Here is a 16,389-nt window from a genome sequence, read left to right as displayed (position 1 = left end):
GAGGTCGTGGACGGTGGCGAGCGTCACAGCTTCTTTGCCCCTTCGGCGGCGGATACGGGGGTGTCGGCGTCGGCGGGTGCCGCGTCATCGTCGGACTTGGTGGGCGCCTGCGCGTGGACGAGCGCGGCCAGGTCGCCGAGTTCCTCGGGAAGCTTCGCGGACTCGCTGCGGCCGAGCCCGGCCATCTCGACGACGGTGGCCCCGTCGGCGCCGGTGGTGGCCCGCACCCAGACGCGGCGGCGCTGGATGAACAGGGAGCCGGCCAGGCCCAGGATCGCGGCGAACGCCCCGGCCAGCGCCCAGTCACTGCCGGGCTGCTGGGTGACCTGGAAGTTCGCCCACTCCTTGATGTCCTTGTCGAAGGTGATCGACCCGGCGCCGTTCGGCAGGGTCATCGTCTCGCCGGGCCGCAGCCGCTTCTTGAGGATGTCGCCCTTGGCGTCCTTGAACTGCTTCATGTTGGCGGTGTCGAGCTGGTACACGTTCTGCGGCAGACCCGCGTCGACGCCCAGGCTGCCGTGGTAGCCGCTCAGCGCGAGCACCGGGTAGTCCAGTGCCGGGAACTGGGAGAACATGTCGCCCTTGCCCGCACCGGCGAAGGTCGGCACGAAGAAGGCGGAGAAGCCGAGCTGCTCGCGCTCGCCCTTCGCGTTCCTGTAGCCGTCCATGACCTTGATGGCGCCCTGCGAGGTGACGTTCGAGTCGAGCGGCAGCAGCGGCACGGAGTCGTGCAGGACGACCTTGCCCTTTCCGTCCCGGACGGTGACAGTGGGCGCGTAGCCGTGAGCGGTGAGGTAGACCTTCGAGTCGCCGATCACCAGCGGCTCGTTGACCTTGACGACGGTGTGCTTCTCCTTGCCGTACGCGCCGACGCTGTAGTCCACGGCCGCCTGGTACGTACGAGGGGTGCCCTTGTTGGGCCCGGTCCGCTCGTAGGTGCCGGTGAACTTCTTCAGGTCGAAGCTGAACGGGGTCAGGTCGTCGGTGCTGAAGAGGTTGCCGGACTTGAAGTCGTCGTAGGACAGCAGCGTGTTGGAGAAGCCGTCGCCCTCGACGATCAGCTTGTTGCCCTCGGACTTGAAGAGCTGGCCCCAGGCGAAGGCGACGAGCATCACGATCAGCGCGATGTGGAAGAGCAGGTTGCCGGTCTCGCGCAGATAGCCCTTCTCCGCGGCGACGGCGTCCTTCTCGACGTGCGCCCGGAACCGCTTGCGCCTGAGCACCGCGAGCGCGGCCTCGCGGACCTCCTCGGGGGCGGCGTCGGTGCGCCAGGTCGCGTAGGCGGGCAGCCGGGTCAGCCGCTTGGGGGCGCCCGGCGGACGGCCGCGGAGCTGGCCGACGAACTGCCAGGTGCGGGGCACGATGCAGCCGATGAGCGAGACGAACAGCAGGATGTAGATCGCGGAGAACCACACCGAGCTGTACACGTGGAACAGGCCGAGCCGCTCGTAGACCGAGCCGAGCACGCTGTGCGCGTCCTTGAACGCCTCGACCTTCGCCGCGTCGGTGCCGGACTGCGGGATCAGCGAGCCGGGGATGGCGCCGAGCGACAGCAGGAAGAGCAGGATCAGCGCGACCCGCATCGAGGTGAGCTGCCGCCAGAACCAGCGGACCCAGCCGGTCACCTCACGGCCGGTCCAGCCGATCCAGCCCGCGACGCCGGGCTTCCGGGCGCCGCCGAATGAGCCGGGCATCGCCGTCTCGACGGGCGCGGTGGAGAGCTGGGAGCCCGCCTCGCCGAGTTCGCCGTCGGCGCTCACCCCGATGTGCCGCTTGGGGGTCACCGGGTCCGGCGCGTGGTCGTCCTCCGGGGTGGCGGCGGACTCGGACGTGTTGCCGGTGTCGGTCGTGCTCATGGATCAGATCCCTACCGTGAAGCCGCTGGACCACGTCTGCATCTGCTGCACCAGGCTGTCCCAGGCTCCTGTGAGCAGGAGCACGCCGGTCACGATCATCATCGTGCCGCCGATCCGCATGACCCAGACGTAGTGGCGCTTGACCCAGCCGAACGCGCCGAGCGCCTTGCGGAAGGCGACGGCGGCGAGGACGAAGGGCACGCCGAGACCGAGGCAGTACGCGACGGTCAGTATGGCCCCTCGGCCGGCGCTCGCCTCGTTCGAGGAGAGGACCAGCACGGAGGCGAGGGTCGGGCCGATGCAGGGCGTCCAGCCGATGCCGAACAGCGCGCCCAGTACCGGTGCCCCGATCAGGCCCGTCACCGGCCGCTTGTGGAAGCGGAACTCGCGCTGCGTCAGCCAGGGCATCATCCCCATGAAGAAGACGCCCATGAGGATCATGAGTACGCCGAGCACCTTGGAGAGCGTGTCCTGGTACTCGAACAGCGTCGACCCGAAGAAGCCGAACAGCGCCCCGCCCGACACGAACACGACGGTGAAGCCGAGGACGAACAGGCTCGCGCCGCCGACCATCCGCCCCCGCCGGGCGTCCGCGAGGTCCGTGCCGCTGACGCCGGTGACGTAGGCCAGATAGCCGGGCACGAGCGGCAGGACGCACGGGGAGAAGAAGGAGATGAGCCCGCCGAGGACCGCGATCGGCAGGGCGAGCAGCAGGGCGCCGCTGTAGACCGTGGTGTTCATGTCGGTCGAGGCGGCGAGCTGCGTGGAGGAGTGGAGAAGGGACACGCCGTCACTTCTCCGCGACGACGGGGTCGAGCATCTCGTGCAGCTTGTCCGCGCTGAGCGCCTGGAGCGTCCGGGCGGCGATCTTCCCGTCCCGGTCGATGACGAGCGTCGACGGGATGGTCTGCGGGTTGAGCGTGCCCTTCTCGAAGCGGAGCATCAGCTTGCCGGTCGGGTCGTACAGGCTCGGGTAGGTGACGCCCTTGTCCTTCTCGAAGGCCCTCGCCTTGGCGGTGCCGGGGTCACGGGTGTTGATGCCGACGAACTGCACGCCCTGGCTCGCGGTCTCCTTGGCGACCTTGACGAAGTTGGGCGCCTCGGCGCGGCACGGCGGGCACCAGGAGCCCCACACGTTCAGGACGACGACCTTGCCCTTGAAGTCCGCGACGTCGAGGTGCTTGCCGTCGACGGTCGGGCCGGAGAGGTCGGGGATGGCGACCCGGTCGGCCTTGGCCACCGTGGAGATGCCGTCCTTGCCGGCGACGAAGCCGCTGCCGCCGGCGCCGCCCTTGGTGCCGCCCGACCCGCACGCGGTCAGAAGGAGCGCGGCGACGGCGGCCCCGGCGGTCAGCAGGGCGGCACGGCCACGGGTGCGGATCGGGCGCTGGTCTGCGCGGCAGGCGGCACTCATGTGAAAAGTTTCGCATGCCCGTTTCGGGGATCTTCCGCACCCCCCTTGCGGGCGGAAATCCGCATATCAGGCGGCGTTCCCCGAAGGGCGTGTCCGGCGGCGTTCCCCGAAGGGGCGTGTCAGGCGGCGTTCCCCGAAGGGCCTGTCAGGCGGCCTTGCCCTGGAGGTAGGAGTTCCAGCCACCGGCCGGCTGCTCGCCCACGTCCATCGACTGGAGCTTGGCCAGCACCTCGGGCCGCTGCACGTCCAGCCAGTCCACGAACTGCCGGAAGGAGACGAGCCGTACGTCCGCGCCCTTGCTCTTCTCGTGGGCGATGTACGTGAACGCCTTCTCGACGGCGTCCATGTAGATGCCGCCGTTCCAGTCCTCGAAGTGGTTGCCGACGAAGAACGGCGCCCGGTTCGTCTCGTATGCCCGCTTGAATCCCGCGATGTACGAGTTGGTCGCCTGGGTGCGCCAGCCCGGGTAGTTGTACGAGGGCGCCCGGGTGGTGGCGATCGACTGGTTGGCGAGGATGTTGTAGTCCATCGACAGGACCTCGAAGCGGTGCCCGGGGAACGGGATCGCCTGGAGCGGCAGGTCCCACAGCCCCTCCTTCTTCTGCGGCCAGCGCTGGACACCGCCGGGCGAGGAGGCGTCGTAGCGCCAGCCCAGCTCGCGGGCGGTGGGCAGCAGGTTGCTCTGGCCGAGCAGACACGGGGTGCGGGCGCCGATCAGCTCCTTCTCGTAGTCGAAGGGCAGCGGGGGCAGATCGGTCCAGCCCGTGTTGGTGCGCCACTCGGTGACGAAGGACTTCGCCTGCGCGATCTCGCTGCGCCACTGCTGGGGCGTCCAGTTGGCGACCGAGCCGGAGCCGGAGCAGAAGTGCCCGTTGAAGTGGGTGCCGATCTCGTGCCCGTCGAGCCAGGCCTGCCGCACCAGGTTCAGGGTGGAGCGGACGTGGTCATCGTTGAGGTAGCCGATGTCGGAGGCGCCCCGCGGGTTGTTCGGCGGGTCGTACAGCCGCTTCTTCGACTCGGGCAGCAGATACAGCCCGGAGAGGAAGAAGGTCATGTGCGCCTCGTTCTCCTTGGCGAGCCGCAGGAAGCGCTCGAAGAGACCGGTGCCGACCTCGCCGGCGCCGTCCCAGGAGAAGACCACGAACTGCGGCGGGGTCTGGCCGGGCTCCAGCGGCACGGGCTGGGCGGGCTGGTGCGGCTGCTTGCCCGTGTAGGCGGTGGAACCGTCACCGATGGGGCGCACGGTCCGCTTCGGAGTGCCCGGCCGGGCACTGCCGGCGGTGGGGGAACCGCCGGGCCGGCCCACGGTGTCCTTCTGGGTGGTGCCGCACGCGGCAAGTCCCATCGCGGCCGCGGCACCTGCCCCCAGACCGATCATTCCCCTCCGGCTGACGTCCCGCATACGGTCCTCATTTCATCGCGCCCTCTCAGCTGGCTCTCAGCTGGCACCCCATGAGAGGGCACGATGAAGTCGTGGGTTCCGTTTAACTCGCGCAGATTTATATGATTTTACGAATATGCGCTCATTTGGCCGGACAGGCCGGGTTCATGACACGGCTGACGGTGTACGTCCGTGAGGGTTACCGTCCGCGGGGTGCGGGCCCGTTGGGCGGTGCGTCCGGGGGGTGTACGTCCGTCAGGCCCCGAACGCCTTGTCCTTGCCCTTCACCGGCTTGGCGCCCGCGAGGAGATGCGCCGGCACCAGATCGCGCGCGGGCTCGCTGTAGCCCACGGACACGATCTTGTCGCCGCGGTAGGTGAAGGTCGTCAGGGACGCCAGCGTGCACTGCCGCTTGCGCGGGTCGTGCCACAGCCGCCGCTTCTCCACGTAGCTGCGCACGATCCAGATCGGGAGCTGATGGCTCACCAGCACCGCCTCGTGCCCGCGCGCGGCGTCCTTGGCCGCGTCCAGCGCGCCCATCATCCGCACCACCTGGTCGACGTACGGCTCGCCCCAGGACGGCTTGAACGGATTGACCAGGTGCTTCCAGTTCTCCGGCCGCCGCAGCGCGCCGTCGCCGACCCCGAAGGTCTTGCCCTGGAAGACGTTCTCCGCCTCGATGAGCCGCCCGTCGGTCGCCAGGTCGAGACCGTGCGCCTTCGCGATCGGCGTGGCGGTCTCCTGCGCCCGCTCCAGCGGCGAGGCCACGACGTACGTCACATCGCGCGGGGCGAGGTGCTCGGCGACCCGGTCGGCCATCCGCCGGCCCAGGTCGGACAGGTGGTAGCCGGCCAGCCGCCCGTAGAGGACGCCGTCCGGGTTGGCGACCTCGCCGTGCCGCATCAGGTGGACGACGGTGATGTCGTCGGCGCCGCTCTCGCTCATGCTCCCGCTCTCGCTCATGCCGTGGCCTCCGCCGCTGCCCGTGCCGCCGCCGGAAGGGCGTCGGCGATCCGCTGAACCGCCTGGTCGTCGTGGGCCGTCGACACGAACCACGACTCGAACGACGACGGCGGCAGGTACACGCCCTGCGCCAGCATCGAGTGGAAGAACGCGGTGTAGCGGAAGGACTCCTGCGCCTTCGCGCCCTCGTAGTCGCGCACCTCACGGCCCGTGAAGAACACGGAGAACATGTTGGAGGCGCTCTGCAGCCGGTGGGTGACGCCCTCCTTGGCGAGCGCCTCGGTCACCAGCGTCCGGATTTGCTCCGAGACAGCGTCGACCTTCGCGTACGCCGCGTCGTCGAGCAGCCGGAGCTGCGCGAGACCGGCGGCGGTGGCGACGGGGTTACCGGAGAGGGTGCCCGCCTGGTACACCGGGCCGGCCGGCGCGAGGTGCGCCATGACGTCCTCGCGGCCACCGAACGCGGCGGCCGGGAAGCCCCCGCCCATCACCTTGCCGAAGGTCATCAGGTCGGGACGCACCCCGTCGATCCCGTACCAGCCGGCCTTGCTGGTGCGGAAGCCGGTCATCACCTCGTCGGAGATGTACAGGGCGCCGTTCTTCGCGCAGGCGTCCTTCAGGCCCTGGTTGAAGCCGGGCGCGGGCGGCACGACGCCCATGTTGCCGGGCGAGGCCTCGGTGATCACACAGGCGATCTCACCGGGGTGCGCGTGGAAGGCGGCGTGCACGGCTTCGAGGTCGTTGTACGGCAGGACGATGGTGTCGCCGGCCTGCGCGCCGGTGACCCCGGGGGTGTCCGGCAGGGCGAAGGTGGCGAGACCGCTGCCGGCGGCGGCCAGCAGCGAGTCGACGTGGCCGTGGTAGCAGCCGGCGAACTTGATCACCTTGGCGCGCCGGGTGAACCCGCGCGCGAGCCGGATGGCCGACATCGTCGCCTCGGTGCCGCTGGAGACCAGCCGGACCTGCTCGACGGGCTCGACGCGGGCGACGATCTCCTCGGCGAGGGCGACCTCTCCCTCACCGGGCGTGCCGAAGGACGTACCGCGCGAGACGGCCTCCTGGACGGCGGCGATGACCTCGGGGTGGGAGTGTCCGAGGATCATCGGACCCCAGGAGCAGACCAGGTCGACGTATTCACGGCCATCGGCGTCCGTGAGGTACGGACCGGTGCCGGACACCATGAACCGGGGCGTACCGCCCACGGCCCGGAAGGCGCGCACCGGCGAGTTCACGCCACCTGGGGTGACGGCGGCCGCACGGTCGAACAGCGACTGCGAGGCTGGGGCTTCGTAGGGATAAGGCAGTTCGGTCATGACCTGCGACGTCTCCGACTCCGGGGGGCTAGTGACTACCTCAGGGTAGGCCAGCGGCTCCCGGGGCCCGGGAGGGGAAGAACGGCGGAGCGTGAACGCTGGGGGGCGGGCCGACGTACGCCTCCGGAGAGGAGTGATCCCGGCCATCGCGGACGGGCGGCGCGGAGCCCGGTACGACAACCGGCCTCCTTGCCCCGGCCATCTGCGAAACTGGGGCTACGGACGGACAGCTCACATGAACCATGGTGTTCAGGGGCCGCGAAGATCCCGCGGACAGGTGTTTCAGCGTACGTTTCGGCGTGCGGCCGTGGGGGAGGTCACTGTCACGATGATCGGGTTGCGTGGCGGGGGTCGCGCGCCTTAGAAAAGCAGTCGGGTGGAGATATGCATCGCGGTGGCGGACTGGGCGAGGGGACCGATGACCTCGGTCCTCGGCGTGCCCGGCGGGGAAGGCACCGACGCGAGGCGGAGGAAGCGGCCGGCACACGGGCAGGACAGGCACAGGGACCGCAGGGCGACGCCGAGCGGGCTGACGGCTCGGTGGAGCGGTCGCGGGCGGGAAGCGGGAATGGTGGCCGGGTGGGGGTGACGTACAAATACTTCGGCGCCCCGGACGGCGCGACGGCGGCCCGGGTCCCGATCTCGATGCGCCCCGAGGAACTCGGCGGCGACGAGCTGGGCATGAACGGCATGTTCACCAAGATCAAGCCGGAGACGATGGCCGCGATGGTCCTCACCGGCATCGAGGGCGTCCCGCTGCACAAGGTCCCGCCCCTGGAGCTGGTCGTGCTCCACCCCGACTACGCCGTGGTCAAGCTCCCCATGACGGTGGTGGACCCGCTGCGCGGCATCGGCGAGGAGGCGGTCGGCGCGGCGGCCTTCATCTGGTCCACGGTCCCCGACCGCGGCGGCCCACGCGACGCGTTCAACGTGTACCAGCTGCTCCACGAGTGGCAGGACTTCAGCCATCGGCTGCATGAGGCGGGGCATCAGGCTTATTGCCTGGTCTGGCCTTGAGCTGGGGTTTCGTGAGAGTCGGGCGGGGTCTTCGGGCCTCGCCTTTTTCATGTCCCCAGAGGGGCCGTCAGGCGGCCAGGGCACATTGAGCGCACATGGGTTGCGACCAGGGCACTGACTTGCGCGGACCGTTCCCCCACAGCTAGCGCTCCGCCCGTGCCAGTGCCGCGCGTGCCTCTATGGGCTGCCAGTGACGCGTTGTTCATACAACATTGCCCATTGTCAGAGGCATGCGCCAGAATCGTCGGGCATTTGAGAGGACCTCGTGCCGCAGACGATCCCGCAGGCTCCCGCGAACTGCATGGGTGCCCGCTCGACGGGCGGCGTTGGCGGCGAATGAGTTCCATTGTGGGAAGGACACTGCTGTGGACAGCGCCGCTAGAAGCGCGAAGCCGGGGGCCTTACGCGCTTCGGCTGAGGCCGCCATACCCCTTCTGACCGACGACCGCGTCCCTTACCTCGCCCGGCTCCCGGAGGCGGAGTCGGCGGCGTTGATCGCAGCCGGAGCCGAACTGCGCTATCCAGCCCGTACGGTCGTGCTCATGAAGGGAGAGCCGTCCTCCCACGTCCTACTGATCCTGGAGGGCTGGCTGAAGGTGACCGACGGCTCCCCCGGCGGACACGAGGCGCTGTTGGCTCTGCGTGGACCGGGGGACGTCATCGGCGAAAGCGCCGCGTTGCAGGACACATCACGGTCCGCTTCGGTGACCACGCTGGAGCCCATCAGAGCCGTGGTCATCTCCTCGGACCGCTTCAGGGCATTCCTGGACGAGCATCCGATCGCAACGCGTCAGCTCATGGCCCTGGTCACCGACCGGATGCGTGCCGCGGATCGCAAGCGCTTGGAACTCGCAGCCTGCGGTGTCAAGGAGAGACTGGCGCGCCTACTGCTGGAGCTGGCCCGGCACCACGGTGAACCGGTACCGGAGGGGGTTCTCGTCAGGGTGCCGCTCACTCAGCAGGAGCTCGCCGGGGCCGTGGGTTCGTCCCGCGAGTCGGTCACCCGCCTTCTGCGCGAACTACGAGAGCGCGGATATATCACCACGCACCGTCAGGCCCTGGTGGTGGTCAGGCCGGAAATGCTGCGCCGGATCGGCGGTTCTGCGTAATCCGTCACATCAACCGTGCGGCATCAGTCCTCGCGGCACACGACGCGCTGCTGAAGTCTGGGCATGGAGCGGTTCGGACCAGGCAGAGCGGTTGGGCCGGTAGTTGATTCCCCACTCCCGTTTTCGCTTTTGACCTGACGCGACGGTCGCGCACACCCGAGGAGACACGCATGGCGGAACCCAGCAACAAGACGATCCTGCTCATGGACATGGAGGGATCAGGACGGCGACGCGACAGCGAACAAGCCGTCATTCACCGCATGTTGTACACAGTCCTCCACGAGACCCTGTCGGCTGCTGCCATCGAGCCGACCGAGTATCGGAGCGAGGACCGCGGCGACGGCGTCTTCGTCCTCATCCATCCGGCCGTGCCGAAGCCCGCGCTGCTCAGGGCCTTGCTGACGGCGACACCTGAGCAACTCGTCAGCACCAACCGGCTGGCCGCCGAGGACGCTCGGATCAGACTGCGGATCGTCGTCCACACCGGTGAGGTGGCACTGGACGAGTTCGGTGCGGTCGGCGCGGACCTCGTCCACGCCTTCCGGCTCTTGGACGCACCAGGGCTGCGAAAGGAGTTGGCCACGACGTCAGAGCCGAGTGTCCTGTGCGTGTCCGACGCCGTGTATCAGGGCGTGGTGCGTCACGCGCATCCCGGTGTCCGGCCCGAGCACTTCCACCCACTGACCGTCGACAGTAAAGAAGGCGCCACTCTGACGGGCTGGTACCACGACAGCTCGCGACCGCACACGGGCACCGTCCGGTCGGAACAGCCCGCTGCTGAGTCGATCGCGTCGACCGTCCCCGCTGAGGCGACCGCGACGGTATCCGAGTCCGAGCGCTCGGCCGACGCGGCTCGGGTTCCGGCTCTGCACACGCGCACCGGCAATTTCTTCTTCGGGACCGCGAGTATCGCCGGGGACGCCATTGCGGGTGACAAGCACGTTGGTACCGGCCTCGCCAAGTCGGCCCAACAGCGTGGCGTGGAAGGAACCGGACAGTGAACCAGCACGTGGAAACCCCAATAGACCCCGAGGACGTCGGCACCGGACCCGAGGCGGAGAAAGATCCTGGGCGGCCCGCCGATACCGCGGACGTGGGCGCACCGCCACCGGACGAGGACCCCGCCCCTGAGGCATGGGAGGCCATCGAGCAGCTCTTCGCTCTCGCGCCGCATCTGAGGTCGGGGCGAGCCAACGTCATGGGAGACACCCGAGTGTCCGGCGATGTCGTCGCGGGCGACAAGCGCGTCGATGTGTACCTGCGCGAGAATTCGATGCCCCGGTTGCACACTGTCGGTCCCCTGCCGACGGCCGAACTCGACTACCTGGCCGAGACGTTCGCACCGAATCGGCGGTATGACGAGCTGTGTTCGGAACTCACCGTCCGGCGCGTCCTCGTTCTGCGCGGGCGGCCCGGCACCGGCCGCAGGACCGCGGCCCTGCGCATGCTCATGCAGGCCGGCCCGAAGGCCGGTGAGGTGATCGAGCTGGATCCAGGTACGGAGGCGGCCGAATTCGCCGACCACATCCAACCCGGCGGGGCCCATGTGGTGGTGGATCCGATCACCAGCCAGGACAGTCCGTTGCGGGACGTCCATCTGAACGCCGTCCGTCGCCGGCTTGGGGACGACGGACTCTTCGTCGTCGTCGCAGCGCACGGCACCGCCATGGAGGACGTGACGGCGGATGGTTGGGAACCCCCTCCGGCCGCTGACATCGCGCGGGCGCACCTGCTACACGCGATCCGGCACTCGGCGGCAGACGGGCCATCCGGTGGTGCCGTGGCAGCCGACAAGGCTCGGCTTCTGCTCGAACTGGAGCCGACCGTACGGTACTTGAGCGTCGGCCCGTCGCCCGCAGAGGCTGCAGGCTTCGCCCGGCTTCTCGTGAAGTACGCAGCGGGCCGCTGCGACGACGAGGAGCTGTCCGGGTACGGCCGTACATCGGCCGAGGAGATCACCAGCAGGTGGTTCGGCGAAGGCGACCAATTACGCGGAGCAACGCTGCGCGACAAGGCGTTTCTGATCTCGCTCGCTGTATTCGACGGCTTGCCATATCCGTTGGTGGCCGAACTCGGAGACCTCCTCTATATACAGCTACGCACCGTCGAGGAACCCGATCGCGCCGCCGGATATCCCGTCTTCGGTTCATCCCCGGCGGACCGATTGGCGTTGGCCAGGGCCCGGGAATACGACGATGAGACCGACACCGCATGGGGACGCCTGCCCGAACGGGTCGTCGCATTCCAGAACGAATCCCTCTGGAGCAGTGTCCTGAGTCACGTCTGGACCAGCCACCCAGCCGTCAGAAAGCCTCTGCTGGCGTGGCTTGACACTCTCGTGACGGACCGACGGGTCTTCGTACGGCTGCGAGCCGCAGTGGCCTCGGGGGTGCTGGCGGCTGCGGACTTCGGTTACGCCTTCGATAACTTCCTCAGCCAGTGGGGTTCTTCGTCGCGGCCAATGCAGCGGCAGCTCGCCGCATGGGCGCTGTACACCGCCGCCGAACATGGTATGGACACTGCGGTCAGGCGCCTGCTCTCCAACTGGAGCAGGCGGCATAACTTGGCACGGAGATGGACGGCAACCCGCTCCTATGCCCTGCTGGGCGGTGCCACTGCGACAAGTGCGCTCCGGGACATTGGACGGATGGCCGCGACCGGACCGGCGCCGGACAGCGCGCTCCAATCAGCGCTCGAGCAGGCCCTGGAGGCATTGCTTCAGGGACCTGCAGCGGTCGCCGTCCTGGAGCGGCTCGTGCAGTGGCACGGAAGCCGAGGTCCCCTGCGCGACCTGGCCGCAGCAGGATTTCTCCGGGGGGCACGCAAGCGCCACTCGGCTACGAGTACTGCGGCAACTGCATGGCCCAGGCTGCTGTGGCTGGCAGACCACGATGCCCGTGCCCGGCGGTACGTCGTCGTGATGTGGCGGGCCTTGCTGGCCAACCGTTCCCATCGCGACGCGGCACGTGACGAACTGGCTCGCTGGGTCCAGGTCGCAGAGCGTGCGTCCGCAAAAGCGTCAGAGCACCGCGCGTTCACGAACGCGGCGCAATTCGAGGAGACGGAGCGATACGACACTGCGTCGGACGTCGAGTCGGCGCTGGGCGGACTGCTTCCTCTGCTGGTCGAGACCCAGAACGACTGGGAGCGGTTGGACTTCCTACTGCGTCGGCTCGACACCTCGAACGGAGCCCGGGGCTCCACCGCCGCCCGGCTTCGTGCCGGTCTCGCCGACAGCCCTGCGGCACTGCCCCGTCCCCTGTGACGGCACGTCCGCCACACCCGATTCCGGCCGGAACCAACGCACCGCCCCTCGCGCAAATCGCTGCCCCGTGTACGGCGCCCAGACAGCAGGAGAACGCATGGCACTCATCAATGACCCCGTACGCCAAGTACGAAGCCTGGGCCGATTCGAATACGTACGCAACCGGCCACCGACCTACGCGGAACGCGCACTGGTATTCCTGACGTCCGGAGGACGACCCCAGACGTATCTCCCGCACCAACAGCCCACCCGCGGAGAGCTGGTGACCAGCAACTTCCGCACGTTGTACGAAGTGGACATGGGCATTCAGCACATGTCTCTGGAACACCGGCTCCCGAGCGACGGCGATGCCGCATTCTTCTCCGCAGAGACTGATCTGACCTGGCGGGTCGTCGACCCCGCCAAAATCGTAGAGCAGCAGATCCGTGACGTTCGCGCGGTGCTGGAGCCCCGCCTGCTGACCCAAATGCGCCGGGAAAGTCGCCGTTACGCCATCGAGGAGAGTGCCGCGGCCGAGATCGCGGTGATGGAGGCGCTGGCTGCCGCACCCTTGGCCGCCGACAAGGGGCTAGACATCCAATGCGAAGTGCGGCTCAGCCTCGACGAAGAGGCGATCGGCCAACTGTCCTCGCTGCGTTCCCTCGACTACACAAAACAGCGGACACGGAGCGAGCACGAACTGACCCGGCTGCGCACCCACAACGAACAGGAAGTCATGGAGGAGAGCAGTTCCTTCTACGCCCGGCTGCTGTCCCAGGGCGAGTTCGAGCGCTGGGGCGCGCACCTGGCACAGAACCCGGGGGACATCCCGCTCGCGATCGAGTCGATTCGCGAGGACGAGCGCGAGGCCAGCGCCAACCAGATTCGCGTCATCGAGCGGGTCCTCGACTCCGGAGCAGTTGAGGATCACATGTTGGAGGATGCCTCGCGGGCGGCTCTGGCGGCTGTGAAGGAGCGACTCAACGACGCTGGCCGAGGACGGACTCGCAAACACCCCCTCTACCGGGAACAGCTGGAGCCGGGGCCCAGCCACCAGGACGAGCGACCGGACACGTCCGGAGACGGAGGGTGACCACGCCTGCGGACGTCGAGCGGGCCCTCGTGCCTGCTCTCATCGTCGGCGTCGCCTGCTACGTGCTGCTCCGGTGGGCTGCCGTGCCGCTACTGACTCACCTGGAGACTGGCATGGAGTATGCGGTGAACGTCATGGTCGTCGGACTCCTGTTGCCCGAATACTGCTGGACCCGGGCGCAGCGCCGTGTTTCCGGCCATGCCGCACCCTTCGCCTACATCTACGGAGACGCGGTGTGCGCCGTCGCGAGCGCCGGGCACCGCTGCGTGAGCACGGTGCTGTCGGCGCTTCGCGAGGCAGTAGGCCGGCTCGGTCACCGCGGCGCGCTGTGGGGCGGCCTGTTGGGGGCCGGTGCGCTGCTGTGGTCCAGCTTGCCGTGATCTGACGGCAGCAGGGCTGTCTTCTTCCGGAACCAATGTCAGGAGTACCGAAGATGACGGGTGTCACGAGCACGACGTCCTCCTCTCACGAGCCCGCACCACGGCTCATTTCCGATTCGTCGGGGGTGCACGCAGCGGAACGCCTGTTGGCCGAAGTGCGAGCCGAAATCGGTCGTGCCGACGCCAAAGCATCAGTTCTCATCGGCGCGCTGGGAGTGTGTGCCGGAGTCGTCCTGAGCACGTACTGGAGCAGGATGCCGGCCACGGGCTTCAGCCGGCCCTTGGGCGTAGCCAGTGGCCTGACCTGGGCTCTTGCGCTGGGCTTTCTACTGTTCGCGACAGCTCCCCGCTACCGGGCAAGCCAGTGGCAGACCGGCAGTCCCCTGACGTATTTCCTCGACATCCGTCGAGCCGCAGGTTCCGGGGTACTCACCGACGCTCTGCGCACCACCGACGAGGAGCAGATGTCCGGTCTGGTGATCGCACTCCGCAACACGAGCGACATCGTGGCAGCCAAGCACCGGTGGATCAGGACAGGACTGGTCTGCTTCCTCCTCGGAACGATTGCCCTAGGGGGGAGCGTGCTGGCAGCAGTCTGAGCGGTGAACGCGGCCAGTCGATGCGTGCCGTCCCACTCACCGCCCCGCCCTCGTAATGTGCCGGAAGAGGCCGTCAGGCGGCCAGTGCGCAACGCGGGCACGTTGGTTTCGGCGTAGGCACGGATGTGTCCTGGCCATCGGAAGCGCTGCCTCGATCTTCAGCGTTGGCCTCGGTGAAGGCGTCATCGATCGCCTTGCGAGTGCGGGTCTCGCTGGACGGCAGCAGATGCGTATACGTCCGCAGCGTGAAGCCCGGGTCCGAGTGACCGAGGTATTCGGAGAGCGCCTTGATGCTCTCCCCCGCGTCCAGGAGTACGGAGGCGCAGGCGTGCCGGAGGGCGTGCATGCCGTCTTCCGGGGCCGCGTGGAGGTAGCGCGCGCCGCGCTCGCGTGGAGGGATCACGCCGGCGGCAGCCAGGGCGAGCTTCCAGACACCCATGTTGAAGACGCTGCGGTTGTACGCCCGACTCTTCTCATCGACGAAGAGCAGGCGGAAGGTCTTCGGTTCGCCGTCCGGCTTGGCCCAGGGCAGCGTGACGGCGACGGGCGGGAACTCCTTCATGTGGGCCTTGAGGGTGGCGGCAAGTTGGGCCGGCCACTCCGTTCTCCGCCAACCCCTCCATGACGAACTGATCTACCAGTCTCCCGAGGAGCGCCCATGCCCATCCGCCGCCCGTCCGACCCCGTCCCCAACGGTCCCAACTTGGGCATCATCAACACCGGTCACATGACCGGGCCGGCCCAGGCCGCGGCGTTTTCTCAGAACGCCACGCAGACCAACAACATCACCAACGAAGCCGTCGACAAAGCCCGCGAGAGTATCGAGGACCTCCGACGACACCTGGAAGGGTTGCGCGGCCAGTACCCCGACGCGGCCGCCGCTCTGCGCGATCTCGACATGATCACGCCGCGCCTCGATGAACCCGAACGCGAGCCCGGCACCTTGCGCTACATGCTCCAGAACCTCGTCGAACGCTGCGGCGGCATCCCCAATCTCCTCACCGCCGCCCAACTCGTCCAATCCACCGTACTGGCGCTGCTTCCCAGCTCCTGACCACCACCTTCAGCCTCCGTTCGGCCCGACCCCCGACTACAACCCGCCCGCCACCCTCAGCACCGCCCCCGTCGCATACGACGCGTCCGGTGACAGGAGCCAGGACACCGCGCCGGCGATCTCCTCCGGGTGGCCCGCGCGGCCGAGAGGGATGGTCGGGGCGACGTGGGCCGGGCGGTCGGGGTTCTCGTGGAAGTCGGTCCAGATCGTGCCGGGGGCCACGCAGTTCACGCGGATGCCGTCGGCCGCGACCTCCTTGGACAGGCCGACCGTCAGCGCGTCCACCGCGGCCTTCGCGGCGGCGTAATGGACGTACTGGCCCGGGCTCCCCAGCGTCGCCGCCGCCGAGGAGATGTTGACGATCGCTCCCCCGCCCGCCCCGGTCATCTCCCGTACCGCGCGGCGGGCGCAGAGCAGATAGCCGAGGACGTTCACCTCCAGGGCCTGCCGCATGCCGGCGGGGTCCGCGTCCGCGAGGCGGCCGTTGGGGCCGCTGATCCCCGCGTTGTTCACCAGGCCGGTGACCGGGCCGAGTTCGGCCGCCGCCGCGTCGAAGAGCCGGTCGACCGCGGCGGCGTCCGACGTGTCGACCGCCACCGTCAGACAGCGGCGCCCCGCCGCCCGGACCGCCTCGGCCACCTCCTCGGCCGCCGCCGCGCCGGACCGGTAGCCGACGACGACGTCGTGCCCGTCCCGCGCCAGCCGCCGGCACACCGCCGCGCCGATCCCCCGGCTGCCGCCGGTCACCACCGTCACCCCGCCCCCGTCCCGCACCTCTCGCACGTCCCGCACCTCTCGCACGTCCCGCACGTCCCGCACGTTCCCCATCACCCGTCCTGTCCTGTCGCGTCCCGTCGCGTCCTCGTCCCAGTCTCGCGCGGGCCCGCCCGTCGGCCGCCGCTCGCCGACCGTCAGCCGTCGGGCGTCGGGCGTCAGCCGCCGGGCGCCGGGCGCCGACCGTCGGGC

Annotated in this window: 15 protein-coding genes and 1 pseudogene; 8 read left to right on the top strand and 8 right to left on the bottom strand. The window is 68.9% G+C overall.

The annotated features are described in order from the left end of the window. Window positions 1-23 precede the first annotated feature (23 nt). The 6 genes from AB0912_RS07690 to hemL form a co-directional block, all read right to left on the bottom strand. A complete protein-coding gene (locus tag AB0912_RS07690; protein ID WP_366697055.1) occupies window positions 24-1,856 on the bottom strand; it encodes a cytochrome c biogenesis protein ResB in 1,833 nt (610 codons plus the stop codon). Between the two features lie 3 nt (window positions 1,857-1,859). Continuing rightward, window positions 1,860-2,597 carry a cytochrome c biogenesis protein CcdA gene (locus AB0912_RS07685; protein WP_366697211.1) on the bottom strand — a complete coding sequence of 246 codons (738 nt, stop codon included), beginning with the start codon at window positions 2,595-2,597 and terminating at the stop codon, window positions 1,860-1,862. Between the two features lie 49 nt (window positions 2,598-2,646). Then, on the bottom strand, window positions 2,647-3,270 hold the full coding sequence (locus tag AB0912_RS07680) for a TlpA disulfide reductase family protein (RefSeq protein WP_366697054.1): 624 nt from the start codon (window positions 3,268-3,270) through the stop codon (window positions 2,647-2,649). A gap of 145 nt (window positions 3,271-3,415) precedes the next feature. Continuing rightward, a complete protein-coding gene (locus tag AB0912_RS07675) occupies window positions 3,416-4,672 on the bottom strand; it encodes a hypothetical protein (RefSeq protein WP_366697053.1) in 1,257 nt (418 codons plus the stop codon). A 234-nt stretch (window positions 4,673-4,906) separates the two neighbouring features. After that, a complete protein-coding gene (locus AB0912_RS07670; RefSeq protein WP_366697210.1) occupies window positions 4,907-5,596 on the bottom strand; it encodes a histidine phosphatase family protein in 690 nt (229 codons plus the stop codon). A gap of 14 nt (window positions 5,597-5,610) precedes the next feature. Then, on the bottom strand, window positions 5,611-6,927 hold the full coding sequence (gene hemL, locus AB0912_RS07665) for a glutamate-1-semialdehyde 2,1-aminomutase (RefSeq protein ID WP_366697052.1): 1,317 nt from the start codon (window positions 6,925-6,927) through the stop codon (window positions 5,611-5,613). A gap of 384 nt (window positions 6,928-7,311) precedes the next feature. Between hemL and AB0912_RS07660 the strand changes: the two genes are divergently transcribed. The 7 genes from AB0912_RS07660 to AB0912_RS07630 all read left to right on the top strand — a co-directional run bounded on the left by AB0912_RS07660 (window position 7,312) and on the right by AB0912_RS07630 (window position 14,369). Next, window positions 7,312-7,944, top strand: coding sequence for a hypothetical protein (locus AB0912_RS07660; RefSeq protein WP_366697051.1), 633 nt, complete (start codon window positions 7,312-7,314; stop codon window positions 7,942-7,944). Between the two features lie 425 nt (window positions 7,945-8,369). Then, window positions 8,370-9,053: a Crp/Fnr family transcriptional regulator gene (locus tag AB0912_RS07655; RefSeq protein ID WP_366697209.1), complete on the top strand. Its 684-nt coding sequence runs from the start codon at window positions 8,370-8,372 to the stop codon at window positions 9,051-9,053. Window positions 9,054-9,223: 170 nt separating this feature from the next. Further along, the gene (locus tag AB0912_RS07650) at window positions 9,224-10,054 is read left to right on the top strand and encodes a hypothetical protein (protein ID WP_366697050.1); all 831 of its coding nucleotides are present in this window, start codon (window positions 9,224-9,226) and stop codon (window positions 10,052-10,054) included. Continuing rightward, entirely contained in the window at window positions 10,051-12,318 is a 2,268-nt protein-coding gene (locus AB0912_RS07645) for a hypothetical protein (RefSeq protein WP_366697049.1), read from the top strand. Before AB0912_RS07650 ends, AB0912_RS07645 begins: the two co-directional genes overlap by 4 nt. 262 nt (window positions 12,319-12,580) lie before the next feature. Beyond that, entirely contained in the window at window positions 12,581-13,390 is an 810-nt protein-coding gene (locus AB0912_RS07640) for a hypothetical protein (RefSeq protein ID WP_366697048.1), read from the top strand. Then, on the top strand, window positions 13,387-13,770 hold the full coding sequence (locus AB0912_RS07635) for a hypothetical protein (protein ID WP_366697047.1): 384 nt from the start codon (window positions 13,387-13,389) through the stop codon (window positions 13,768-13,770). Before AB0912_RS07640 ends, AB0912_RS07635 begins: the two co-directional genes overlap by 4 nt. 53 nt (window positions 13,771-13,823) lie before the next feature. Then, entirely contained in the window at window positions 13,824-14,369 is a 546-nt protein-coding gene (locus tag AB0912_RS07630; protein ID WP_366697046.1) for a Pycsar system effector family protein, read from the top strand. 73 nt (window positions 14,370-14,442) lie between these two features. Here the strand turns inward: AB0912_RS07630 and AB0912_RS07625 are convergent. Next, a pseudogene (locus AB0912_RS07625) lies at window positions 14,443-14,961 on the bottom strand (tyrosine-type recombinase/integrase); the annotation flags it as partial. Between the two features lie 111 nt (window positions 14,962-15,072). On the opposite strand from AB0912_RS07625, the gene AB0912_RS07620 reads away from it, so the two are divergent. Then, on the top strand, window positions 15,073-15,423 hold the full coding sequence (locus AB0912_RS07620) for a hypothetical protein (protein WP_366697045.1): 351 nt from the start codon (window positions 15,073-15,075) through the stop codon (window positions 15,421-15,423). A gap of 36 nt (window positions 15,424-15,459) precedes the next feature. On the opposite strand, the gene AB0912_RS07615 is transcribed toward AB0912_RS07620, so the two are convergent. Beyond that, window positions 15,460-16,173, bottom strand: a complete 714-nt coding sequence (locus AB0912_RS07615; protein WP_366697208.1) for an SDR family oxidoreductase — start codon at window positions 16,171-16,173, stop codon at window positions 15,460-15,462. Between the last annotated feature and the right edge of the window lie 216 nt (window positions 16,174-16,389).

This window comes from Streptomyces sp. NPDC007084, assembly GCF_040703595.1.
In the GTDB taxonomy this organism is placed as follows: Bacteria; Actinomycetota; Actinomycetes; order Streptomycetales; family Streptomycetaceae; genus Streptomyces.
This window is presented reverse-complemented; position numbering and strand designations above follow the sequence as displayed.